The organism is Williamsia muralis (assembly GCF_002735905.1).
Classification (GTDB): Bacteria; Actinomycetota; Actinomycetes; order Mycobacteriales; family Mycobacteriaceae; genus Williamsia; species Williamsia muralis_A.
Window position 1 is genome coordinate 960,640 of sequence record NZ_PEBD01000010.1, and the last position, 23,613, is coordinate 984,252.

The 23,613-nt window shown below is 65.0% G+C and carries 25 protein-coding genes; 14 read left to right on the top strand and 11 right to left on the bottom strand.

Going from position 1 to position 23,613, the window contains the following annotated elements; all coding sequences use genetic code 11:
* Positions 1 to 10: 10 nt before the first annotated feature.
* Both CSW57_RS17945 and CSW57_RS17950 read right to left on the bottom strand, forming a co-directional pair.
* Entirely contained in the window at positions 11 to 1,405 is a 1,395-nt protein-coding gene (locus CSW57_RS17945) for an AIM24 family protein (RefSeq protein WP_099384583.1), read from the bottom strand.
* 28 nt (positions 1,406 to 1,433) lie between these two features.
* Positions 1,434 to 3,182: an alpha/beta hydrolase gene (locus CSW57_RS17950; RefSeq protein WP_223249333.1), complete on the bottom strand. Its 1,749-nt coding sequence runs from the start codon at positions 3,180 to 3,182 to the stop codon at positions 1,434 to 1,436.
* Between the two features lie 426 nt (positions 3,183 to 3,608).
* Here CSW57_RS17950 and rpsH point away from each other — a divergent pair, with 426 nt between their 5' ends.
* The 9 genes from rpsH (at position 3,609) to map (ending at position 9,164) form a co-directional block, all read left to right on the top strand.
* A complete protein-coding gene (gene rpsH / locus CSW57_RS17955) occupies positions 3,609 to 4,007 on the top strand; it encodes a 30S ribosomal protein S8 (RefSeq protein ID WP_023955959.1) in 399 nt (132 codons plus the stop codon).
* Positions 4,008 to 4,019: 12 nt separating this feature from the next.
* Positions 4,020 to 4,556, top strand: a complete 537-nt coding sequence (gene rplF / locus CSW57_RS17960; RefSeq protein WP_023955957.1) for a 50S ribosomal protein L6 — start codon at positions 4,020 to 4,022, stop codon at positions 4,554 to 4,556.
* A 1-nt stretch (position 4,557) separates the two neighbouring features.
* On the top strand, positions 4,558 to 4,959 hold the full coding sequence (gene rplR, locus CSW57_RS17965) for a 50S ribosomal protein L18 (RefSeq protein ID WP_099383977.1): 402 nt from the start codon (positions 4,558 to 4,560) through the stop codon (positions 4,957 to 4,959).
* Between the two features lie 37 nt (positions 4,960 to 4,996).
* Positions 4,997 to 5,665, top strand: a complete 669-nt coding sequence (rpsE, locus tag CSW57_RS17970; RefSeq protein ID WP_023955953.1) for a 30S ribosomal protein S5 — start codon at positions 4,997 to 4,999, stop codon at positions 5,663 to 5,665.
* A gap of 4 nt (positions 5,666 to 5,669) precedes the next feature.
* A complete protein-coding gene (gene rpmD / locus CSW57_RS17975) occupies positions 5,670 to 5,849 on the top strand; it encodes a 50S ribosomal protein L30 (protein WP_023955951.1) in 180 nt (59 codons plus the stop codon).
* A 4-nt stretch (positions 5,850 to 5,853) separates the two neighbouring features.
* Positions 5,854 to 6,294 carry a 50S ribosomal protein L15 gene (gene rplO / locus CSW57_RS17980; RefSeq protein ID WP_030164682.1) on the top strand — a complete coding sequence of 147 codons (441 nt, stop codon included), beginning with the start codon at positions 5,854 to 5,856 and terminating at the stop codon, positions 6,292 to 6,294.
* Positions 6,295 to 6,481: 187 nt separating this feature from the next.
* Positions 6,482 to 7,807 carry a preprotein translocase subunit SecY gene (gene secY / locus CSW57_RS17985; protein WP_099383978.1) on the top strand — a complete coding sequence of 442 codons (1,326 nt, stop codon included), beginning with the start codon at positions 6,482 to 6,484 and terminating at the stop codon, positions 7,805 to 7,807.
* Entirely contained in the window at positions 7,804 to 8,349 is a 546-nt protein-coding gene (locus CSW57_RS17990) for an adenylate kinase (RefSeq protein WP_099383979.1), read from the top strand. The genes secY and CSW57_RS17990 overlap by 4 nt, the downstream gene beginning before the upstream one ends.
* A gap of 23 nt (positions 8,350 to 8,372) precedes the next feature.
* On the top strand, positions 8,373 to 9,164 hold the full coding sequence (gene map, locus CSW57_RS17995) for a type I methionyl aminopeptidase (protein ID WP_099383980.1): 792 nt from the start codon (positions 8,373 to 8,375) through the stop codon (positions 9,162 to 9,164).
* Between the two features lie 69 nt (positions 9,165 to 9,233).
* Here map and dtd read toward each other — a convergent pair whose 3' ends face one another.
* The 9 genes from dtd to CSW57_RS18040 form a co-directional block, all read right to left on the bottom strand.
* Positions 9,234 to 9,671 carry a D-aminoacyl-tRNA deacylase gene (dtd, locus tag CSW57_RS18000; RefSeq protein WP_099383981.1) on the bottom strand — a complete coding sequence of 146 codons (438 nt, stop codon included), beginning with the start codon at positions 9,669 to 9,671 and terminating at the stop codon, positions 9,234 to 9,236.
* Positions 9,672 to 9,697: 26 nt separating this feature from the next.
* Entirely contained in the window at positions 9,698 to 11,956 is a 2,259-nt protein-coding gene (locus CSW57_RS18005; protein ID WP_099383982.1) for a molybdopterin-dependent oxidoreductase, read from the bottom strand.
* 71 nt (positions 11,957 to 12,027) lie between these two features.
* Entirely contained in the window at positions 12,028 to 13,065 is a 1,038-nt protein-coding gene (locus CSW57_RS18010; protein ID WP_099383983.1) for a LacI family DNA-binding transcriptional regulator, read from the bottom strand.
* Between the two features lie 76 nt (positions 13,066 to 13,141).
* Entirely contained in the window at positions 13,142 to 14,401 is a 1,260-nt protein-coding gene (locus CSW57_RS18015; RefSeq protein WP_099383984.1) for an alpha-hydroxy acid oxidase, read from the bottom strand.
* 2 nt (positions 14,402 to 14,403) lie between these two features.
* The gene (locus tag CSW57_RS18020) at positions 14,404 to 15,864 is read right to left on the bottom strand and encodes a rhamnulokinase (protein WP_099383985.1); all 1,461 of its coding nucleotides are present in this window, start codon (positions 15,862 to 15,864) and stop codon (positions 14,404 to 14,406) included.
* Positions 15,861 to 17,933, bottom strand: a complete 2,073-nt coding sequence (locus CSW57_RS18025) for a bifunctional aldolase/short-chain dehydrogenase (protein WP_099383986.1) — start codon at positions 17,931 to 17,933, stop codon at positions 15,861 to 15,863. The genes CSW57_RS18020 and CSW57_RS18025 overlap by 4 nt, the downstream gene beginning before the upstream one ends.
* A 20-nt stretch (positions 17,934 to 17,953) precedes the next feature.
* Positions 17,954 to 19,120 (bottom strand): L-rhamnose isomerase, encoded by a 1,167-nt coding sequence (gene rhaI, locus CSW57_RS18030; RefSeq protein ID WP_099383987.1) that lies wholly within the window; start codon positions 19,118 to 19,120, stop codon positions 17,954 to 17,956.
* Positions 19,121 to 19,191: 71 nt separating this feature from the next.
* Entirely contained in the window at positions 19,192 to 20,583 is a 1,392-nt protein-coding gene (locus CSW57_RS18035) for an MFS transporter (RefSeq protein ID WP_099383988.1), read from the bottom strand.
* Positions 20,584 to 20,686: 103 nt separating this feature from the next.
* On the bottom strand, positions 20,687 to 21,070 hold the full coding sequence (locus CSW57_RS18040; protein ID WP_099383989.1) for an L-rhamnose mutarotase: 384 nt from the start codon (positions 21,068 to 21,070) through the stop codon (positions 20,687 to 20,689).
* Positions 21,071 to 21,509: 439 nt separating this feature from the next.
* Between CSW57_RS18040 and infA the strand changes: the two genes are divergently transcribed.
* The 5 genes from infA (at position 21,510) to rpsD (ending at position 23,559) form a co-directional block, all read left to right on the top strand.
* Positions 21,510 to 21,728, top strand: coding sequence for a translation initiation factor IF-1 (gene infA, locus CSW57_RS18045; protein WP_020109371.1), 219 nt, complete (start codon positions 21,510 to 21,512; stop codon positions 21,726 to 21,728).
* A gap of 130 nt (positions 21,729 to 21,858) precedes the next feature.
* Positions 21,859 to 21,972 carry a 50S ribosomal protein L36 gene (gene rpmJ / locus CSW57_RS18050; protein WP_005207978.1) on the top strand — a complete coding sequence of 38 codons (114 nt, stop codon included), beginning with the start codon at positions 21,859 to 21,861 and terminating at the stop codon, positions 21,970 to 21,972.
* Positions 21,973 to 22,152: 180 nt separating this feature from the next.
* Complete coding sequence (gene rpsM / locus CSW57_RS18055) at positions 22,153 to 22,521, top strand: 30S ribosomal protein S13 (protein ID WP_023955920.1); 369 nt, start codon at positions 22,153 to 22,155, stop codon at positions 22,519 to 22,521.
* Positions 22,522 to 22,524: 3 nt separating this feature from the next.
* Positions 22,525 to 22,932, top strand: coding sequence for a 30S ribosomal protein S11 (gene rpsK, locus CSW57_RS18060; RefSeq protein WP_023955919.1), 408 nt, complete (start codon positions 22,525 to 22,527; stop codon positions 22,930 to 22,932).
* Positions 22,933 to 22,953: 21 nt separating this feature from the next.
* A complete protein-coding gene (gene rpsD, locus CSW57_RS18065) occupies positions 22,954 to 23,559 on the top strand; it encodes a 30S ribosomal protein S4 (RefSeq protein WP_023955918.1) in 606 nt (201 codons plus the stop codon).
* The last annotated feature ends 54 nt before the right edge of the window (positions 23,560 to 23,613 follow it).

The window sequence follows — 23,613 nt, forward strand, 5'->3', positions numbered from 1 at the left end:
GGTGGTGGGATCAGCGGCCGAGTAGTCCGCCGAGCCCGCCCTGTACACCGGATTGCTGCCCACCGCCGGTTCCTCCGATGAGTCCACCCGGTGGCATCTCGGACGGCTGCACGACCACAAAGCCGTGGCCGCTGAACGCCAACGTGAATCGCTCGCCGGTGCTGCGTCCCATCAGGGTTCCGAGATTGAACGAATCGTTGCGCTTGACGCTGGTCTGCAGGCTCGACGACCACGCGACGGCGGCATTCGGGTCGGCGTAGGTCTGCTGATCGACGGTCAGCACCACCGGATTGCCGTCGGTTGTGATGGCGATCCGTCCGCGGCCGGTGAAGACGCAGTTGAACAGACCGGCATTGCTCTGTGCGGCTGCGCCCTGCATCCGTTTGACGTCATAGCTCAGCGTGGAGTCGAAGGCGAGGACGTTGGCGCCGTTGATGGTCAGGCCGTCGGTGCCGTCGAGGTCGATCAGATGGACGTCGCTCGCGGCATCGGCAAGGAACAGATCGCCGCGTCCGGTGACCTTCATCAGCGGGACCCCCTCACCGGTGAGGGTGTTGCGGATGGCCCGGCCGATACCCCCGGATCCGAGGGCCTCGAACTTCAGATCGCCCTGGTAGGCCACCATCGACCCGGATCGCGCCATCACCTCGCCGTTCATGCCGACCCGGCACATCTTGCTGCCCTGCTTCTGGATTCCGGTGCCCGACACCTCGGCATGTGCCGGCGCGAAAAGGTCACTGTTCATGGCGTGGACTCCCTGGTTCTGGGGTGATGGCGAGTTCGTCGGCTGTGACACCGGCTGCGCCGGGGCGTATGACGATGCAACCGGGGGCTGCGTGGGCTGGGTGGGCTGCCCGGCCGGTGGCCAGGGCATGGGGGCGGGCGCGGGGGGAGTGGTCACCGGATCGTCGTCGACCTGGATGCCGAAGGCTCTCGCGAGTCCGGCGAGTCCGTCGTCGTATCCCTGGCCGACGGCCCGTACCTTCCACGCGTCGCCGCGCCGGTACACCTCCATACACACCACCGCGGCCTCGGTGGTCAGACGTGCCGGCGTGAACGACACGGACGGCACACCTGCGCCATCGCGCAGTTCGGCGCGCAGCGTTCCCGCGGTGGCGAAGGTGGTCGGACCGTTGCCGTCGAGACTGGCGGTGATGGCGATCGTCTCGATGTCGGCGGGCACCCGGCCGGTGTCGATGCTGATGACGTCGGATGCACCGGCGTCGCGATAGCTGACACCGGGCCCCGACGCCTGGTTGTAGAAGATCAGGTCGTCGTCCGAACGCACCCGGCCGCCCTGGCCCAGCATGACCGCTGACGTGTTCACCGGAGATGCGCAGGTCACCGACACGCTGATCTGCGGCGACGGGATCGCGGTGTTCTCTCCTGGAGCGAGTTCTCTCATGGTGTGTGCCATTGTTCCAGGCGGCGGGTCAGTCGCGATTCAGTAGCGGGACCAGGGCCTCGGTTTTCGCCTGGTTCCAACCCGGCGGGTCCAGAATCGCAGCCCACGCGTAAGGGATGGCGGACAGGTAGTCGTGACCATGACCGTCGGGGACATCGGTCGACACCGCCAGGTCCGCCGAGACCTGTAAGAACGACACGAACGGGATCCACCGGGTCGACGACAGGACGTCGTCACCGCGGGCTTCCTTCAACCAGTCCGGCTCGTTAAGGATCAATCGGGGACTCCACCAGGCGATCGGGTCGCTGGCGTGCTGCAGGTAGATGATCCGTGACTGCTTCCACGGTGCATCCGGTCGTTCGAGGTCTGTTTCATCGGCGATGAACCGGACCTGGCTGCCGTTGTCGTAGATCGGGAGGATCTGGGGCGATCCGTCATCACGATCCGCTGTCGTGTCGTTCCACAGCGTGTTGTTGAATGTCGGACCGCTGAAGAGTGCACCGTCGGTGCGCGCGGCCAGCGCCGGGATGCTGCCGAACGCGGACTCGCCGGCAAACGACCCGAGACTCTCTCCGAAGACCACCAATTTCGGTCGCTGCCCCTCCGGGATCGCCTGGACCCGTTCTGAGATCGCCTCGAAGAGTGCCCGACCGGCCTGCCGGGCGCGCTCCTTGTCGACGAGGAACGACAGCCAGCTCGGGAGATACGAATACTGCATGCTGACGATGGCGGTATCGCCGTTGTACATGTATTCGAGCGAATCCACGGTCCCCTTGTTCAGCCAGCCGCTACCGGTGCTGGATCCGACCGCGACCACCTGGCGCTCCAGGCCGCCGGTCCGGACCAGTTCATCCGCTGCGAGTTCGGCGATCCCGCGGACCGAGTCGGCGGACTCGAGGCCGGCGTACACGCGGATCGGCTCCGTGGCGGGATCACCGTTGAACCGGGTCAAAGCCGCGACGTCCGGGCCTTTGGAGATGAACACCCGACCTTCGCGGCCGAGCGAATCCCAGGACACGAGCGACCCGGGTCCACCGGAACGGAGTGAGGATGTCGGTGGCGCTGAGTCAGCCTTCGTCTCTTCGTTGGCGGCGGCGAAACTGGCATTGAGGGCCTGCATCGAGTAGTTCACGATCACGCCGTTGAGGATGAACACCGTCAAGACGACGACGACTCCGGCACCGATGACCGCGGAGATTCGAGGCGGCGCAACCCGGTTGAGCTGTCGTACGCACCATCGCACCGCGGACCCGAAACCCTGACCCAGGGACATGAGAAGGAAGAACACGACGAGCCCGATCACCGCGATCGTCGGGTAGGCACTCCACCTCAGGTGATCGACCCCCATCAGGTCTCGGATCTCGGCCTGCCAGGACGAGAACCACACGAGCATCAGCGAGGTGCCGACGACCGCGGACGCTGCGAGCGCGAGCCACGCCACCCGGCCCGCGCTTCGCCAGGGTTCGTCCCGCGAGATCATGAACCGCACGAGCCAGGTGAAGAACACGCCCAGGCAGTAACCGACGGCAGCGGAGCCGCCGCTGACGACACCCTGGAACAGCGGGCCCCGTGGGAGCAACGACGGTGTCAGCGAGAACCAGAGGAAGACGAGCGCGACCACCATGCCGGCGTATGCGTACCGCTGCAGGTGTCGACGCCACCACGACGGCTCCGACTCTCTCGCCGATGTCCCGCCGGATACCTGCGGGTCTACGGGTGCCTCAGGTGCATCTGCACCGGAGTTGTCCGTTGTGGAGATGTCGTTGTCCGCTGCCACCGGATAGACTCCCTGCTGTTTCGGGATTCGCAACCTTATCAACGGAGTCCGCCCTCGAAGGCGGGTCGGCGATCTCGAGCAATTTGGCCTGAGCAGCGCCGTTCCCTACACTAGAACGGTTGCCTCGGCTGACCCGTGCCTTCGGTCGGTCAGAAACACCCAGGTGACCACTTTTTCTTGGCTTCCGGCTTTGAAAACTCCCGAGTGCATCCGTGCATTCGGGGGAGCACTACCCCCGACTGGCTTGCCAGTCGGACTGAACTGCCCTGACCGGCAACGGTCGGTCAGGGACACGTAACTCACTTCGTAGTAGGCCCACGATGTGACGTGCAAGGCCCGCGACGGCCAGGCGATCGCCTGGAGGTCAACGGAACCGGTATGCGCATGCTGCATGGGAACCGCCGCGAGAAAGGTTGACGGTCTGATATGACCATGACTGATCCGATCGCAGACTTCTTGACCCGTCTGCGCAACGCCAATTCGGCGTTTCACGATGAGGTGAGCCTGCCGCATTCGAAGATCAAGGCCAACATCGCCGAGATCCTCAAGCGCGAGGGCTACATCACGGACTACCGCAGCGAAGATGCCGAGGTCGGCAAGAACCTCGTCGTCACGCTGAAGTACGGCCCCACCCGCGAGCGGAGCATCGCCGGTCTCCGGCGCGTCTCCAAGCCGGGTCTGCGCGTGTACGCGAAGTCCACCAATCTGCCAAAGGTGCTCGGCGGCCTGGGCGTGGCGATCATCTCCACTTCCTCGGGTCTGCTGACCGACCGCCAAGCCGCCAACCAGGGCGTGGGCGGCGAAGTCCTCGCGTACGTCTGGTAAGGGGCAAAACTAATGTCGCGTATTGGAAAGAACCCGGTCGCAATCCCGGCCGGAGTAGACGTGAAGATCGACGGCCAGACCGTCAACGTCAAGGGCCCCAAGGGGCAACTGTCAGTTGACATCTCGGAGCCGATCAGTGTCGCAGTCGAAGATGGCACCGTTGTGGTGACCCGTCCCAACGACGAGCGACGTAACCGTGCACTGCACGGCCTGAGCCGCAGCCTGGTGGCCAACCTGGTCACCGGTGTCACCGAGGGCTACACCCGCAAGATGGAAATCTTCGGTGTCGGTTACCGCGTGGCGCTCAAGGGCAGCGACCTCGAGTTCGCGCTCGGTTACAGCCACCCGGTGCCGATCAAGGCGCCCGAGGGCATCACCTTCGCGGTGGAATCGCCCACCAAGTTCTCGGTTTCGGGAATCGACAAGCAACAAGTCGGACAGATCTCGGCGAACATCCGCCGCCTGCGCCGTCCGGACCCGTACAAGGGCAAGGGCGTTCGCTTCGAGGGTGAGCAGATCCGTCGCAAGGTCGGAAAGACGGGTAAGTGACATGAGTGAAACTGTGAAGACCAAGCGTCTGCCCCTGGGCAAGGACGTGTCCACCCGTCGTCGTGTCTCCAACGCCCGCCGGCACTTCCGGCTGCGTAAGAAGATCAGCGGCACTCCCGAACGGCCGCGGCTCGTGGTGAAGCGCTCCTCGCGCCACATCCACGTGCAGCTGGTCGACGACCTCGCCGGCAACACCGTGGCCGCAGCCTCGACCATCGAGGCCGACGTCCGCAGTGCCGGTGGCGACAAGTCGGCACAGAGCAAGAAGGTCGGCGAACTGATCGCCGCCCGCGCCAAGGCTGCCGGTGTGCAGACCGTGGTGTTCGACCACGGTGGCCACGGCTACCACGGTCGTATCGCCGCTCTGGCGGATGCCGCCCGTGAGGGAGGGCTCGAGTTCTGATGATTGATACGAATACTTGCAACGGAAGGACCATCTGATGCCGGGACGTCAGCGTCGTGACGGCGGTACCGGAAGCGGACCCGCCGGAAGTACCAGCAATGACCCCAACGCCAACAACGCGGGCGGCGACCGCCGCGGTGGTGGCGGCAACCGTGACCGTCGCGACAACCAGCGCGGTGGTGGCCGGGAAGACAAGAACCAGCTCGAGCGCGTCGTAGCCATCAACCGCGTCTCCAAGGTGGTCAAGGGTGGACGTCGGTTCTCCTTCACCGCTCTGGTGGTCGTCGGCGACGGCAACGGTCTGGTCGGTGTCGGTTACGGCAAGGCCAAGGAAGTTCCCGCGGCGATCCAGAAGGGTGTCGAAGAGGCTCGTAAGAACTTCTTCCGCGTCCCGATGATCGGCGCGACCATCACCCACCCGGTTCAGGGTGAGGCTGCGGCCGGAGTCGTGATGCTCCGTCCGGCCAGCCCCGGTACCGGTGTGATCGCCGGTGGCGCGGTGCGTGCCGTGCTCGAGTGCGCGGGTGTCCACGACATCCTCGGCAAGAGCCTGGGCAGCGACAACGCCATCAACGTCGTGCACGCAACCGTGGCAGCGCTCAAGCTGCTGCAGCGTCCCGAAGAGGTGGCCGCACGTCGTGGCCTGCCGATCGAAGACGTCGCACCGGCCGGTATGTTGCGAGCCCGAGCAGGACAGGGAGCGTAGTGAAATGGCAGAACTGAAGATCACCCAGGTGAAGAGCACCATCGGTTCCAAGCGCAACCAGCGTGACAGCCTGCGGACCCTCGGACTCCGGGGCATCCGCAAGACCGTCACCCGCGAGGACAATGCCCAGAACCGCGGCCTGATCAATGCGGTCCGGCACCTCGTGACCGTCGAAGAGGTTTAGTTCCATGACAATCAAACTGCATCATCTGCGGCCCGCCCCAGGGTCGAAGACAGAGAAGACCCGCCTGGGTCGCGGTGAGGGTTCCAAGGGTAAGACCTCGGGACGTGGCACCAAGGGCACCAAGGCACGCAAGAACGTGCCTGCCGGCTTCGAGGGCGGGCAGATGCCCATCCACATGCGGCTGCCCAAGCTCAAGGGTTTCAAGAACCGCAACCGGGTCGAGTACCAGGTTGTCAACATCGGCGACATCGCCCGGCTGTTCCCCGAAGGGGGCACCGTGGGTGTCGACGAGTTGGTCGCCAAGGGTGCCGTTCGCAAGAACGAGCTGGTGAAGGTTCTCGGCGAGGGCGAATTGTCGGTGGCCGTGCAGGTCTCCGCCAACAAGTTCTCGTCGTCCGCGAGCGAGAAGATCGCCGCCGCGGGCGGGTCCACGACTGTCCTGTAGGGCAGACGTCGATCACCCACCACCCAGGACTCGCTACAGTGGCGGGCGGCGCGTGTGCAACTGCGCGCGCCGCTCGCCACTTCAGTGGTCGCACGCCGGATCCCCGGCACGTGACTGTTAGAGTCCAAGAGTTGTTTGTAGCCCGGTGCAACGCTGCTGCCGGAGCGACATTGCCCAGGAGGAGTTAGTGCGTTCCGCCGTCATATCGGCCTTCAGGACACCCGACCTGAGGCGGAAGATTCTCTTCGTACTGGGAATCATCATTCTTTATCGTCTCGGCGCGACCATTCCGTCGCCCGGCGTGGATTACAAGCAGGTTCAGCAGTGTCTGGACGCGGCGTCTCAGGGCGACTCGGCCGGCATCTACTCCCTGATCAACATGTTCTCCGGTGGAGCCCTGCTCCAGCTGTCGGTGTTCGCCATCGGCATCATGCCGTTCATCACCGCCAGCATCATCGTTCAGCTGTTGACCGTGGTGATCCCACGGTTCGAGCAGCTGCGTAAAGAGGGCCAGTCCGGCCAGGCGAAGATGACGCAGTACACGCGGTATCTGACGCTCGCCCTGGCCCTGTTGCAGTCCACCGGCATCGTCGCTCTCGCCGACCGTGGCGACCTGCTCCCCGAATGTGAGAACGGTGACCAGATCCTCCGGGATCAATCGATCTTCGGACTGCTCATCATCGTTCTCGTGATGACTGCGGGCGCGCTTGTGGTGATGTGGTTCGGTGAATTGATCACCGAGCGCGGCATCGGCAACGGTATGTCGCTGATGATCTTCGCCGGTATCGCCGCCCGCATCCCGTCCGAGGGCAAGACCATCCTCGACACCCGTGGTGGACTTGTCTTCTTCCTGGTGTTGCTGGCCGCTCTGGCCATCGTCGCCGGCGTGGTGTTCATCGAGCAGGGGCAGCGCCGGATCCCGGTGCAATATGCCAAGCGAATGGTCGGTCGCAAGATGTACGGCGGTTCGTCCACCTACCTCCCGTTGAAGGTGAACCAGGCCGGCGTCATCCCCGTCATCTTTGCGTCGTCCTTGCTGTACCTGCCGAACCTGATCCTCCAGCTGACGCAGAGTTCCACCGAGGAACCCTCGTGGTGGCAGCGTCAGATCCAGACGTACCTAGTGGACCCCAGCAATCCGGTCTACATCCTCGTCTACTTCTTGATGATCATCTTCTTCACGTACTTCTATGTGGCGATCACGTTCAACCCACAAGAGCGTGCGGACGAGATGAAGAAGTACGGCGGCTTCATCCCGGGCATCCGCCCGGGTCAGCCGACGGCGGACTACCTCGGCTACGTGTTGAGCCGGATCACTCTGCCCGGCTCCATCTATCTCGGCACCATCGCCGTGTTGCCCAACCTCTTCCTCGAGATCGGCAATTCGGGATCGGTGCAGAACATCCCGTTTGGCGGCACCGCGGTGCTGATCATGGTCGGCGTCGGGTTGGACACCGTCAAACAGGTCAATTCGCAGCTCATGCAGCGCAAGTATGAAGGGTTTCTCAAGTGAGACTGGTGATTCTCGGCCCGCCCGGCGCCGGCAAGGGTACGCAGGCAGAACTCATCTCGGAAAGCCTGGGAATCCCGCACATCTCCACCGGAGACCTGTTCCGCGCCAACATCTCGCAGGGCACCCCGATCGGACTCGAAGCGAAGAAGTATCTTGATGCCGGCAATCTGGTGCCGTCGGAGATCACGATCGACATGGTTCGCGCTCGCGTTGCCGAGCCGGATGCCGCCAAAGGTTTCATCCTCGACGGTTTCCCCCGTTCGACCGACCAGGCCGATGCGCTCACACACATCCTCGAGGAGCTCGACACCAAGCTCGATGCGGTGCTGTCGTTCGGCGTCGACGAAGATGTTGTGGTCAAGCGGATGCTGGCTCGCGGACGTGCGGACGACACCGAAGAAGTGATCCGCAACCGTATGCAGGTCTACCTCACGGAGACGGCGCCGCTGCTCGAGTACTACGCCGACACGGTCAAGACCATCGACGCCATGGGCGACGTCAACGAGGTACACCAGCGCGTGTTGCGGGCCATCGGCGCCTGAGCATCTGAGAGTTGTAGGTTCTGATGGGGTTTCGTAAACCCAAGCCCGTTCCGTTCCGTTCGGCGGGCGAGGTGGATGCGATGGCCGCTGCCGGTGAGGTTGTCGGCCGCGCGCTGGTTGCCGTACGCGAAGCCGCCAAGGCAGGTGTCTCCACCCTGGAACTGGACGAGGTCGCCGAGACGGTGATCCGCGAGGCCGGGGCCGTCCCATCGTTCCTCGGGTACCACGGGTTCACGGGCTCCATCTGTTCGTCGGTCAACGACGTTGTGGTGCACGGCATCCCGTCCAAGGACGTGGTGCTCGCCGAGCATGACCTGGTGTCCATCGACTGTGGTGCGATTCTCGACGGCTGGCACGGTGACTCCGCGTGGACCTTCGGGGTCGGTGACCTGTCGGCGGCTGACCAGGACCTCAACGACGCGACCCGCCTGGCCATGGAAGCAGGTATCGCCGCGATGGTCGACGGCGGCCGGCTCACCGACATCTCGCATGCGATCGAGACAGCCACGCGTGCTGCGGAGAAGACCTACGGCCGGACCTTCGGCATCGTGGACGGTTACGGCGGTCACGGCATCGGACGCGAGATGCATCTGGACCCGTTCCTGCCGAATGAGGGCAAGGCGGGCCGGGGCCCGCAGCTGGTGGTCGGATCCACGCTCGCGATCGAGCCCATGCTCACCCTCGGCACGGTGGAAACCACTGTGCTCGACGACGGTTGGACCGTCATCACCAACGACGGCACCCGTGCCTCCCATTGGGAGCACACCGTGGTGGCCACCTCCGACGGTCCGCGCATCCTCACCGTCCGCTCGTAATCCCATAGTGGTGGGTTCGGGTGGGTGAACCTGCAGGTCAGGTTCACCGGAACCCACCAAGATCGGAACTCAGACCTCCAACATGATGGTCACCGGGCCGTCGTTGACCAGGCTGACCCGCATGTGCGCCCCGAACCGGCCGGTCGCCACCTCAGCGCCCGACGACCGCAGGGCTGCGACCACCTCGTCCACGAGTGGTTCTGCCACCGGACCCGGCGCTGCCGCATTCCACGACGGCCGACGTCCCTTGGCGGTGTTGGCGTACAGGGTGAACTGACTGATCACGAGAATCGGTGCGCCGAGGTCGGCAGCTGACTTCTCCCCGTCGAGAATCCGGAGCCGCCAGATCTTGTCCGCGAGGGTCCTGGCGTCGTCGGCGCCATCGGTGTGCGTCACCCCGATGAGCGCGACCACGCCATGGCGACCGTCGCCGGGTTCGATCCGGCCGACCACCTCACCTTCGACCTCGACCGACGCTTCGGTGACCCTCTGCAGAAGTGCTCTCACCCGGCCAACTTAGCGGGTACCTGGACCTACTCGCCGGAGGAGACCATGTCCGATGACGCGCTCAGCCGGTCGCGGATGGAATCGGACGTGCGGTCGAGGGCGGCAACCTGGATCGGCACGCCGGTCATGTTGGCCATCCCTGCCAGACGCTCGAGATCCTCAGGGTCCGAGGAGATGAGCTTGTTGACGTTGACCCCGCCGGTGCCGAGGTCGTTGCTCGCGGCGTCGTTCGCTCTGGTCCACCCGCCGTTTCCGTTGTGACCCCAGCCGTGTGGGATGGCGACGACGCCCTGTTTGATGTCGTCCGTCAGCGTCACCGGAAGCGCGATCTGACCGTGCCTCGAGGCGACACTGATCAGCTCACCCTCCGCGATTCCTCGGTCGGCGGCATCGGTGGGGTGCATGCGGGCGGCATGAGTCCTGCCGCCGCGCAACAACATCGGGGCGTTGTGCTGCCAGCTGTTCTCCGAACGGATCTCGCGCATGCCGATGAGCCGTAGAGGGTAGCGGGGGTCGGTATTCCGCTCGAGGCGGTCGATCTCGGCGAGCAACTCGGGCGCGTCCAACCGGATCTTGCGCGCGCGATGGGTGACGATCTTGCGCAGCTGACCGGGCTCGAGATTGTCCGCGACTATCTTGCCGTGCGGGAACTTGTTGATCAGCTTCTCGAAGGTGAGGCCACCCCGGCGAAGACCGAAACGGTCACCTCCGATCCCGATGCGCACCACCAGATCGGAGAGCATCGTCGGGGTCCACGGCTTGCCGACCAGATCGGCGAACTTGTTGAACAGGTGCAGCCCGCCCAACAGCGGTGCCTGTCTGGCAAGCGACGCCACGAGCTCGTTGATGATCTCCCATTCCTCGCGCGCTTCCCCGCGCGGCGGGATGACGGCTTCGGTGGCCTGTTTGAACGGTGTGGTGAACAGGGCCTGGAAGGGGAGGAGGAAGTCGGACCGCTCGTACATCGTGGTGGTGGGCAGGATGTAGTCGGCGTGAGCGTTGGTCTCGTTCTGATAGAAGTCGAGGGACACCATCAACTCCAGGTCGCCGAGCGCCTTGGAGAGTTCGTCGCCGTTGGGCACCGACAGAACCGGATTGCCGGCGCTCACGAACAGGGCCTTGAGTTGTCCTTTGCCCGGGGTGAGCATCTCCTTGGCCATCACCGAGGCCGGAGCGGTGCCCAGAACCTGCGGCAGGTCGCCGACCCTGCTGCGCCGTCCGTTCCACGTGAACCGCGAGACATGTTGCAGCGCTGCCACTCCCAGACGTTGTCCGGGGATGCCCAGATCGCCGAACATCGATCCGCCTGCGACGTCGAGGTTACCGGCGACGAGGTTGACGATGTCTAGCAACGCGGTGGTGAGGGTGCCTGCACGACCCAACGACGTCCCGATCCGGCCATAGATCGCGGCGCGGTCGGTGACCACCAGGGTGCGGGCCAAATCGCGCACGGTTTGAGGATCGATGCCCGTGCGATCGGCGGTCATTTCGGGAGCGAAACCGGCGGCCAGTTCTTTGATCGACTCGAGACCGGTGGATTGCTCGGCCAGCTGGTCCTCGTCGGCGAGCTTCTCGGCGAACATGACGTGCAGGAGCGACAGGAGCAGCAAGGCGTCGGTATCCGGGACAATCGGCTGCCATTCGAACTCGCGGGCGGTCTCGGTGCGGCGAGGGTCGATCACCAGCACGCGTCCGCCGCGGTTCGTGATGGCCTGCAGGCTTTCCCGGATGCGCGGTGAACTCATCACACTGCCGTGGGAGACAACGGGATTGGCGCCGATGATCACCAGGAACTGGACCCGGTTGATGTCGGGAATGGGTGCGGCAACCGGGGTGCCGTAGAGGAAGTGACTTGCCACGAATCGGTTGTTGACGTCTTGTGACCCGGCCGAGTAGACGTGCGGTGTGCCCAGCAGCGTCATGAAGTTGGCCACCCAGAGTGTGTGGCCGGTGGAGAATGTCGCCGGATTGCCGAAATACCATCCGATGCTGTCGGCACCGTCACGGCGGTGGATCGCGCCGAGGCGAGAGGTGATGTCGGACATCGCGGTGTCCCAGGAGACCTCTTCGAACTCGCCGAACTCGTTCTTGCGTAGGGGGTGAAGAACGCGGTCGGGATCGTTGACGATCTCCGTGAAGGCGATGCCCTTGGGGCAGGCGAAGCCTTTGGACAACGGGTTCTGCTTGTCCGGCCGCAGCGAGAGCAGCTTCCCGTCCTCGACGGTGGCGATCATCCCGCAGAGCGGTTCGCAAATCCGGCAATAGGTGGTCTTCTCTTCGTGCACGCGCTGCCTCCTTGTGACCCCGTTCACATCTGACAACGAGTGTTTCACGATTGCGGGGCGTGCGCCAGCGGTCAGCTGCCGATGGCCTGATCGCTCGGTGTCGCGCCCACGGTGGAGGCACGGGCGACCAGCTCCGGCTGAAAGAGGATGTGCTCGGGACCGGCGCCCGGAGCCCTGTCCGTCTCGGCGAGCAGCAGGTCCACGGCGTGAGTCCCGAGTCGGCCACTGGGCTGACGGATCGACGAGAGAGGAACGACGGCTGACTGTGCGAAGTCGATGTCGTCGTACCCGATCAGCGCGATGTCCCCGGGAACCGACACGTCTCCGAGCATCGTCAGTGCTTGCAGTACGCCGATGGCCAACAGGTCGTTGGCGCAGAAGATGGCGTCGGGACGGTCGGCCGCCGGGCGCGAGCGGATGCCCTCACCGGCAGCGCGTCCCGCGAGCACGCTCAAGGCGCCCGTGGTGATGACCTCGAGCTGGGCATCCTCGACTTCGGCGACCGCCTCACGTGCACCGCTCAACCGGTCGGCGACCTGGTGAAGACCTGCCGGTCCGCCGATGAAGGCGATGCGCCGGCGACCGATCGCGCAGAGATGTTCGCAAGCGAGTCTGCCCCCGGCGACATCGTCGACTGCCACCGACGAAAACGGGCTCCCCTCGCCGCGACGGTCCACCAGCACCACCGGGGTCCCGCGTCGGTGGAGCTCGGCGAGACGGCTCAGGTCGTCTCCGACGGGGGAGACCAGGACGCCGTAAACGCGTTGTTCGTCAAAGGTTTCGACGTATGCGCGTTCTCGTGCCGGGTCATCGTCGGAGGTCCCGAGGAGTACGGTGAGCCGGTTCTCGGCGGCCCTGCGTTCGGCCGCCCGCGCCAGGTCGGTGAAGAACGGGTTACCGACGTCGAGGACGATCAGCCCGACACACCGTGACCGGCCCGCCTTGAGCTGGCGGGCCGCATCGTTGCGGACGAATCCGAGGTCGGCGATGGCTCGATGGACCCGTTCGACGGTGGTCGGGGCGACCTTCTCCGGTGCGTTGAGGACGTTGGAGACCGTCCCGACGGACACCTCTGCCGCAGCGGCGACGTCGCGAACGCTCACCGCCATCGCCGCACGCTCCTCTCGACGCCACCCAGGGGACCGCAGACCGGATGATCGGTCGAGCGGGTATCTGTCCGAAAGGCTATCGGGTCGTCTCCGGCGACGGGGCGTGTGCGGGCATCGGGGCGAGCCGGATGAGTTGGGTGACGTGCCCTGGGTTGAGCTCTTCGAGACAGGTGACACCGAGCAGCCGCATGGTGCGTTCGATCTGCTCGGCGAGGATGTCGACGGTGCGGTTGACGCCTGCCTCGCCGCCCGCCATCAAGCCGTACAGGTAGGCCCGGCCGATGAGGGTGAACCGGGCTCCGAGCGCAACTGCCGCCACGATGTCCGCGCCCGACATGATGCCGGTGTCGAGGATGATCTCGGTGTCGCGGCCCACCTCGGCTGCGACGTGGGGCAACAGGTGGAACGGGATCGGGGCCCGGTCGAGTTGCCTGCCGCCGTGATTGGACAGCACCAGCCCGTCCACCCCCAGCTCGACGACGGCCTTGGCGTCGGCCACCGTCTGGATGCCTTTGACCACCAGCTTGCCGGGCCACTGGGCGCGGATCCAGGCCAGGTCGTCGAAGGTGACCGTGGGGTCGAACATCGTGTCCAGCAGTTCCGCGACGGTCCCCGACCATCGGTCCAGGGACGCGAAAGCCAGCGGTTCGGTGGTCAGGAAGTCGATCCACCACTGGGGGCGGGGCAGTGCGTTGATGACGGTGCCCGGTGTCAGGGCCGGCGGTATCGACATCCCGTTGCGCTTGTCCCGCAGGCGAGCCCCGGCGACCGGTACGTCCACCGTCACCAGCAGGGTGTCGTACCCGGCCTTGGCTGCGCGGTCGACAAGCGCCATCGAGCGCTCGCGTTCCTTCCACATGTACAGCTGAAACCAGTTGCGGCCGAGCGGGTTCGCGGCCCTCACATCCTCGATGGAAGCAGTTCCCATGGTAGACAGCGAGAACGGGATGCCTGCGCGGGCGGCGGCGTGGGCACCGGCGATCTCGCCTTCGGTCTGCATCATCCGGGTGAACCCGGTGGGTGCGATGCCGAACGGCAATTGCACCGGGCCGCCGAGCACGTCCCAGCCGGTGGAGACCTTGGACACGTCTCGCAGGATCGCCGGATGGAACTCGATGTCGGCGAAGGCCTGACGGGCGCGGGCGATCGACAGCTCCGCCTCGGCTGACCCGTCCGTGTAGTCGAACGCCGCGCGCGGGGTCCGGCGTTTGGCGATGGCGCGCAGGTCCTCGATGGTCAGGGCGGCCTCGAGACGTCGCTTCTTGCCGTTGAACTCCGGCTTCTTGAACTGCATCAAGGGGGCGAGGTCGTGGGGCTTGGGAATCTGCCGCTTCATCGTCATGCCTTTCTCAGAGCCGCTGGTCGCGGATCATACTGCTGTGGGGGGAAGGCCGCCGCGACCATCGCGCGAGCAGCGGCGAGATCGGCGCCGATCAGTTGTTGTGTGCGAGCCGAGATCAGTACGTTGCCGATGGCGGTGGCCTCCACCGGACCGGCGAGCACCGGCAGGCCGAGCCGGTCGGCCGTCAGCTGGCACAGCAGACGGTTCTGGGCTCCACCGCCGACCATGTGCACGGTGCGTACCTCGGTTGCCGAGAGCTGCGAGGCCTGTTGCACGCGTTCGGCAAAAGCGGCGGCCAGACTCTCCAAGATGGCCCGCACCATCTCGGCATGCCCGTTCGGGGCCGGTAGGCCCCGCTGGGTGTACCACCTCGAGATGCGCGAAGGCATGTCGCCAGGGGTCAGGAACTCGTCGGCGTCGGTGTCGAAGACCTGGGCCGGAGGCTGGGCGAAGGTGGCCCCGTCGATCAGGTCGGGAAGGTCGATAACGGTGCCCTCGCGTTCCCATTGCCGTACTGATTCGCTGAGCAACCACAAACCCATGACGTTGCGCAGGAAGCGGATACGGCCATCGGCACCGACCTCGTTGGTGAAGTTCGCCGAGCGGGCGGCCTGATCCACCACCCGGTGCGCCAGTTCCACGCCGACCAGGCCCCACGTGCCGCAGGAGATGTAGGCGGCATTGTCGGGGTTCATCGGTACAGCGGCAACGGCCGATGCGGTGTCGTGGGATGCGACCGCGTTCACAGTCGCACCCCCTGTCAGACCCAGGCCCGAACCGACCGACGGCAACACCTGCCCGAGTTCGCAACCGGGCTCGATCAGCGGACCGAACAGGTCTGTCGGGAAGCCCAGGGTCGACATCAGGTCGTCGTCCCAGTGCCCGTGGATGTCGAGCAGTCCGGTTGTCGAGGCGTTGGTGAGCTCGGTGCGCATCTGACCGGTCAGCCAGTATCCGATGAGGTCGGGGATGAGTAGTGCGTGGTCGGCCAACGTCAGGGTGCCGCACGCCTTCTCCGCGGCCAACTGGTACACGGTGTTGAACGGAAGGAACTGAAGTCCGTTGCGCGAGTACAGGATCTCCGGCGACACGGCGTTGTGCACGATCTCAGTGCCGGCGGACGACCGGTCGTCACGGTAGTGGTAGGGCAGACCGAGCAGGCGTCCATCGCGGACCAGGCCGTAGTCCACCGCCCACGAGTCGATGCCGATGCCCGCCAGATCGGGCGCCCGCCTCGCGGCCAGTGCCAGCCCCTCTCGGATGTGCGCAAAGAGTCCGGGCACATCCCAGTGCAGGCCCGTCCGGGCCCCGTCCCAGATCGGTAGGGGCCCGTTGGCGAAGCGGGTGAGTTGCTCGATGCGCAGCTGCCCGCCACCGACCTCGGCGAGCATGACCCGGCCGCTGGTGGCGCCGAGATCCACCGCCACCAGCTGCCGTGTCGACACTGACCTCGTCATCGCAGGAAGGCCGCCGCCACACCGGCGTCGACCGGCACGTGCAGGCCGGTCGTGTGCGACATGTCCGCGCTGCACAGGACAAACGCCGCGTTGGCGATGTTCTCCGGCAACACTTCACGTTTGAGCAACGTGCGCTGCGCGTAGAACTCACCGAGCTCCTCCTCTGGCACTCCGTACACCGCAGCACGTTTGGCGCCCCACCCACCGGCGAAGATCCCCGAACCGCGGACAACGCCATCCGGGTTGATGCCGTTCACCTTCACGCCGTGTTCGCCGAGCTCTGCCGCGAGCAGGCGAACCTGATGTGCCTGGTCGGCCTTCGTCGCCGAGTAGGCGATGTTGTTCGGGCCGGCGAACACCGAGTTCTTCGACGATATGTAGAGGATGTCGCCGCCCATCTGCTGCTCGATGAGGGCCTTGGCGGCCGCCTTCGACACCAGGAAAGAGCCACGGGCCATCACGTTGTGCTGCAGGTCCCAGTCCGCGGCAGTGGTGTCCAGCAACGACTTCGACAGTGAGAGGCCGGCATTGTTCACCACCAGATCGATGCCGCCGAAGGCCAGCACACACGCGTCGACCGCTGCCTGCACCTGCACTTCGTCGGTGACGTCGGCGCGGATACCGATTGCCACGTCGGACGAACCGATCTCCTCGGCGGTTGCCTGTGCCTTGTCGGCGTCGAGATCGGCGATCACCACGCACGCACCCTCGGCGGCCAGGCGCTGCGCGATGGCCTTGCCGATACCCGAAGCTGCCCCGGTGACAAGCGCGATGCGTGTTGCCAGTGGCTTCGGTTTCGGCATCCGGGCCAGTTTGGCCTCTTCCAGCGCCCAGTATTCGATCCGGAACTTCTCGGCCTCGTCGATGGGGCGGTAGTGCGAGATGGCCTCGGCGCCACGCATCACGTTGATGGCGTTGAGGTAGAACTCACCGGCAACCCGCGCGGTCTGTTTGTCCTTTCCGTAGCTGAACATCCCGACCCCGGGAATCAACACGATCGCCGGATCGGCACCGCGCATGGCGGGGGAGTCGGGGGTGGCATGGCGCTCGTAGTAAGCCGTGTAGTCCTTGCGGTACGCGGCGTGTAGTTCCTTCAGTCGGGCGATGCAGTCGTCCACCGACGCGTCGGCAGGCAGATCGAGCACCATGGGCTTCACCTTGGTGCGCAGGAAGTGATCGGGGCAGGAGGTGCCGAGAGCTGCCAGCTGCGGATGCTCTGCAGCAGAGAGGAATTCGAGGACGGGATCGGTGTCCGTGAAGTGACCGACCTGAGGATTGTCGGTGCTCACCAGACCGCGCAGTGTCGGCGCCAGTGCCGCCGCCTTGGCCCGCCTCTCGTCGTCGGGCAGCGGCCCGAACCCACGCAGCGCCGGGCCGAAAGGCTGCGGTCGCCCGTTGCGGGCGATGTACTCTTCGGCCGCCCTGATGATCTCCAGTGAATTCGCCTCGGCCTCCTCGGACGTCTCGCCCCACGCTGTGATGCCGTGTCCGCCGAGGATGGTGCCGATGGCCTGCGGATTGCGGCGTTTGTGTTCGGCGATGTCGAGACCGAGCTGAAAACCCGGTCGCTGCCACGGGATCCAGATCACCCGGTCGCCGTAGATCTGCTTGGTGATGGCCTCACCGTCCGCAGCGGTCGCGATGGCGATCCCGGAGTCGGGATGCAGGTGGTCGACATGGGCGGCGTCGACGAGGCCGTGCATGGCGGTGTCGATCGACGGCGCGGCGCCGCCGCGCCCGTGCAGCGTGTAGTCGAATGCGGCGACCATCTCGTCTTCACGCTCGACACCGGGGTACACGTCGACCAAGGATCGGAGTCGATCCAGGCGCAGAACGGCCAGGCCCTTCTCGGTCAGTGTGCCGAGGTCACCGCCGGATCCCTTGACCCACATCAAGTCGACGTCCGCGCCGGTGACAGGGTCGATGTCGGTGCCTTTGGCCGAGGTGTTGCCGCCGGCATAGTTGGTGTTCTTGGGGTCGGAACCGAGTCGGTTGGACCGCTCGATCAGCGCGCTGACGGTGGGGTTGGTACTCGGGACTGCCCGGGTTGTGGCTGCTTTGTCGGTCATTCGAATTCCCTTCGGTGAGCTCATGCGTTCCAGGACGACTGGGTGCCCGAGGCCCGCTCGGTCGCCATCTGTTCTCGGTATCCCGACGCCGCGAACGCGGCCATCGGATCAGCGGGCAGCCCGCGTTCGGTGCGCCACTGGGCCAGCATCGGCCTCACGTCCGTGTAGAACGCGTCCATCACGATTCCGTTGGCACCCAACACATCTCCCGCTTCTTGAGCGGATGCCAGTGCGTCGGTGTCGACGAGCAGGGCTCGTGCTGTCATCTCCTGCACATTGAGCACGGAGCGGATCTGCCCGGGGATCTTCTCTTCGACGTTGTGGCATTGGTCGAGCATGAGGGCCACCGGGGAGTCGGCGTCGAGACCGCCGCCGCGGATCACCTCGCACATGATGCGGAACAGCTGGAACGGGTCAGCCGCCCCGACGATCAGGTCGTCGTCTGCGTAGAAACGCGAGTTGAAATCGAACGACCCGAGCTTCCCCAGGCGCAGCAACTGGGCCACGATGAACTCGATGTTGGTACCGGGTGCGTGATGCCCGGTGTCGAGGCAGACCATCGCTCGCTCGCCGAGGGCACTGACCTGCGTGTAGGAGGTACCCCAGTCCGGCACGTCTGTCATGTACATCGCCGGCTCGAAGAACTTGTATTCGAGCACGAGTCGCTGACGTTCACCGATGTGCTGGTAGATGGTTGCCAGTGATTCGGCGAGGCGATCCTGCCGGCCCCGGATGTCGCCCTGGCCGGGGTAGTTGGTGCCGTCGGCGAGCCAGATCTTGAGGTCCCGCGACCCGGTCTGGTCCATCACCTCGATGCATCGCAGGTGGTGGTCGATTGCCTTCTGGCGCACGGTCTTGTCGATGTGGGTGAGGCTGCCGAACTTGTAGTCGTCGTCCTGGAAGGTGTTGGAGTTGATGGTGCCGAGCCGCACGCCGTGGTCGCCGGCGTACCGTCCCAGCGCCGAGAAGTCGTCGGTCATGTCCCAGGGGATGTGCAGCGCAACCGAGGGTGCCAATCCGGTGAGGCGGTTGACGACGGCGGCGTCGGCGATTTTCTCCTCGACGGTGCGAGGCGTGCCCGGGGTACCGAAGACCTTGAAGCGGGTCCCGGAGTTCCCGAATGCCCAGGACGGCAACTCGATTGCGAGGTTCTCCAGGAGAGACCCGGGTGCGTTCACAGCTGTCATCGGTGTGGAGTCCTTGCGATCGTCCGGTGGTTGAAACGTTTCAATTCTGACATGTCGAGGTGATGCCATCGCTACAGACCCCCACCCGTGGGCACCGAGGCGGGCGCCGGTCGGTCAGCGGGCTCGGACGGGACGGGACGATCCGCAGCCACGTTCGATGCAGTCGCCAGTTCCGGACTGAGGGGTTCGCCATAACGCTCGATCTCGATCTGCTGCAATGTTTTGCCGCGGGTGTTCGGGGCGGCGATCGCACCGATGATCAGGGCGACGGTCAGCAGGGTCACGAGCAGCAGGCCGACCCAGGCCAGTCCGACAGCAGCGAGCAGGGTGGGGAAGAAGTAGCTCAGTGCCCCTGTCGCCGTGCGGACCACGAAGAACATGAAGCCTTGTGCACTCGCGCGATACGGGGTGGCGAACAACTCGCTGGCCCAGAGGCTGTAGAAGGCCTGCGCACCGACACCGCTCGAGATGCCCCAGCAGATCGCGAAGATGAGCAACGTGGGCAGACCGCCGTCGGTGAACAACACCAACACGCCCCATCCGATGATGCCGGGGACGGCGCCGGCCACGTACAGCGTGCGCTGCGAGACGCGGTCGCCATAGCGCATGAACCCGAAATAGGTTGCCAGGACGGTCATTCCCCACACCAAGACCTGCAGCAGGTTCTGCTGCACCTCGCTGTCGAGGCCTGCGGTCTCGTACACCCGGGGCATGAAGATGCCCGCCTGGCCCGCCACGGTGTTCCAGAACCCGTAGATGCCGATCAGGACGAGCAGTGCGGTGATGTTCTTCTTGCGCGAGAACAGTCCGCGCAGACCGTTGCCACCGCTGACGCGCTGTGCCTGGTCTGTGGTGGTGTCTTGGCCCTCTTCGGTCCAGATCTTCGATTCGACGAGGCCTTGCCGGATCCACCAGACGATGGCCGCGACCACAAACAGATGCAGGAAGATCAACCGCGAACCCAGCAACTCCAGCGGCGCCAGTGCGGCGGCCAGGGCGAAACCGATCAGCGGCCCGACGGACCACGCCAACTGTGCTGTTCCCACATGGCGGGCTCGCGCGCCCGAGGGCGCCTGTTCGGCGATGTACGTCCACGATGCCGGGACTCCCGCACCGACCGCCAGGCCGGTCACGACAAACGCCAGGAGCAGCATGGTGAAGTTCATCGCGAACGCGGCGATCAGCACACCCACCATGTACAGCAACAGGTCGTAGGTGTAGATCGCCTTGCGGCCGTACCGGTCACACAGTGGCCCGCCGATTGCTGCGCCGACGGCCGCACCAAAGGCGTTGGCGCTCAGCGCGGCGAGAAGCCCGACCGCGAAGTTGCTGATCCCGAACTCGTCTTGCCAGAATCCGAGGCTCGTGGCGATCGCGATGATCGAGCCGGCCTCGATGTAATTGGACATGGCCACGGAGATGGTCGCTTTCCATCCCGTGGTCTTCTTGGCCCCCAATTTCATGGGTACTCCTTGTGGGGTGAGTCTTGTGCAGGGTAATTGGTTGATGCGATCTGGCGGATGCCGATGAGACGCAGCCGCGACGGGATTGGCAGGGGATCTCCCCTCAGTCGAGGTGGAAGTAGTCGGTGAGTCGGTCGAGCGTCTGATCGGGTCCGCGACCGGCGGGGTCGGTGAAGTACTCGGCCATCGAGGACTGCCAGCGGGCGTTGACATCAGTCGCGTTCATCTCGGCCACCGCACGGTCGAAGTCGTCGGTCTCGAGGTACCCGACTACCAGTCCGTCGCCGCGCCGCAGGAAAAGCGAGTAGTTGTGCCAGCCTGCGGTGCGCAGGGCATCGAGCATCTCGGGCCAGACGTGCTCGTGCGCCGCGAGATAGTCGTCCACGCGTTCGGGTCGCAGGTTCATGGTGAAACACACTCGCCGGCGTGCCGGTGGTCCATCTCCTGCCCGGGAGTCCGTGAGATGAGTGGTCGGGGTGGGAGCCATCGTGGGTCCTTGAACTGATCGGGCATCCGGTCGGGGGGCGGCGGATGAGACGGGAATGAACGCTTTTGAAACGTTTCAAATCGATGTGATTGGAGTCACCGTAAACTGAAGGGGAGTGGCCGTCAAGAGGTGACTTCGTGGGCCTTCGGAATCCGGCGCCCCACACCTGCGGACTAAAGGCGACGGCACGAGGTGCCGAAAACGCCCGGTCGGCGGGGATCTGAGCGGCCCGAACTGGGCGTATTTGTCCTGAGCTGCGCGAACGCGTAATGTAGATCAACGGTGCGCCCGCGCGCCGGGTTGTTTTTGTGCCCAGATCCGCAGAGCTCGTTCGAGTCCCCTGCCAACTGAGACTCGAAAGCCCGGGACAAGTGCGTGCCAAGAAGGTAACCGAACAGAACTGTTCAGGTGTGGTCAACACACCAGAATCGTGGAGGCTATGGCCAAAGAAGGCGCGATCGAGGTCGAGGGCCGTGTTGTCGAACCCTTGCCCAATGCGATGTTCCGCATTGAGCTGGAGAACGGCCACAAGGTGCTTGCCCATATCAGCGGCAAGATGCGGCAGCACTACATCCGCATCCTGCCCGAGGACCGCGTGGTCGTGGAGCTCTCGCCTTATGACCTGACCCGCGGCCGCATCGTTTACCGCTACAAGTAAACGACCGGTACCTCGGCCCGCTGATGCGGGCGAGAGGGCCAGTGCAACATGCCCGGTACCGCCGGGTGTGAACACCAACGACAGGCGTGGCCCCAGGGCCACGCCGCAGGCTTTGAAGGAGATCACTGACGTGAAGGTTCAGCCGAGCGTCAAGCCGATCTGCGAAAAGTGCAAAGTGATCCGGCGTAACGGCCGAGTCATGGTGATCTGCGAAAACCTGCGCCACAAGCAGCGCCAGGGCTGATCAGCACTTGTAGGAGATCGCTTGTGAGAGCGACACAACTCAATACAGGCACGACAGAAGACCTTCCAGCACCAGCGGCCATAAACGGATGACCGCCTACCCCCGGCACGGAGGCCGGGGCCCCTCGCAGAGAAGGGGACGGACTGGGAGCAGACCTCCGAGAACCAAAGGAAACGCCACATGGCACGTGTTGCTGGTGTTGATCTTCCGCGCGAGAAGCGCCTGGAGATCGCACTGACCTACATCTACGGAGTTGGCCGCACCACCTCCAAGGAAATCCTCGACGCCACCGGGCTCAGCCCGGATCTGCGCGCCAAGGACCTCACCGACGAAGACGTCTTGAAGCTTCGTGAGTACCTCGAAGCCTCGGTCAAGGTCGAAGGTGACCTGCGCCGCGAGGTCCAGGCCGATATCCGTCGCAAGATCGAGATCGGTTGCTACCAGGGCCTGCGCCACCGTCGTGGCCTGCCCGTCCGCGGACAGCGCACCAAGACCAACGCTCGGACCCGCAAGGGCCCGAAGAAGACCATCGCCGGGAAGAAGAAGTAATCCATGCCTCCTAAGTCACGTAGCGCTGGCCCGAAGAAGGGCACTCGCCGTCGCGAGAAGAAGAACGTCCCGCACGGCAGCGCGCACATCAAGAGCACGTTCAACAACACCATCGTCTCGATCACCGACCCCGCCGGGAACGTCATCGCATGGGCATCCTCGGGCCACGTCGGCTTCAAGGGCTCACGTAAGAGCACCCCGTTCGCCGCGCAGCTCGCTGCCGAGAACGCTGCCCGCAAGGCGCAGGAGCACGGCGTCAAGAAGGTCGACGTGTTCGTCAAGGGACCGGGCTCCGGTCGTGAGACCGCGATCCGCTCACTGCAGGCCGCCGGCCTCGAGGTCGGCACGATTTCCGATGTCACCCCGCAGCCGCACAACGGTTGCCGCCCGCCCAAGCGGCGCCGGGTCTAACGGGAAAGAGAGAACTAGAAAATGGCTCGTTATACCGGACCCGTCACCCGTAAATCACGTCGTCTCCGCGTCGACCTCGTCGGCGGAGACCAGGCGTTCGAACGTCGCCCTTACCCGCCCGGCCAGCACGGCCGCGCGCGGATCAAGGAGAGCGAATACCTGCTGCAGCTCCAGGAGAAGCAGAAGGCCCGCTTCACCTATGGAGTGATGGAGAAGCAGTTCCGTCGCTACTACGAAGAGGCCAACCGTCGCAACGGCAAGACCGGTGACGAGTTGCTGAAAATGCTGGAGACCCGCCTCGACAACGTGGTGTACCGCGCAGGCCTGGCCCGCACGCGTCGCCAGTCGCGTCAGATGGTCAGCCACGGCCACTTCACCGTCAACGGTGTGAAGGTCGATGTGCCCAGCTACCGCGTCTCTCGCTTCGACATCATCGATGTCCGCCCGAAGTCGCTGCAGACCACCCCGTTCCAGATCGCCAGGGAAATCCAGGCCGATCGCAAGGCGCCGGGCTGGCTGCAGGTTGTCCCTGACACGCTGCGCATCCTGGTGCACTCGGAGCCTGAGCGCGCGCAGATCGATGTGCCCCTCACCGAGCAGCTCATCGTCGAGTTCTACTCGAAGTAACCGCCGTTCGTCGCTGGGCAGGGTTCGCCCTGCCCAGCGTCTGGTCGGCCCCTG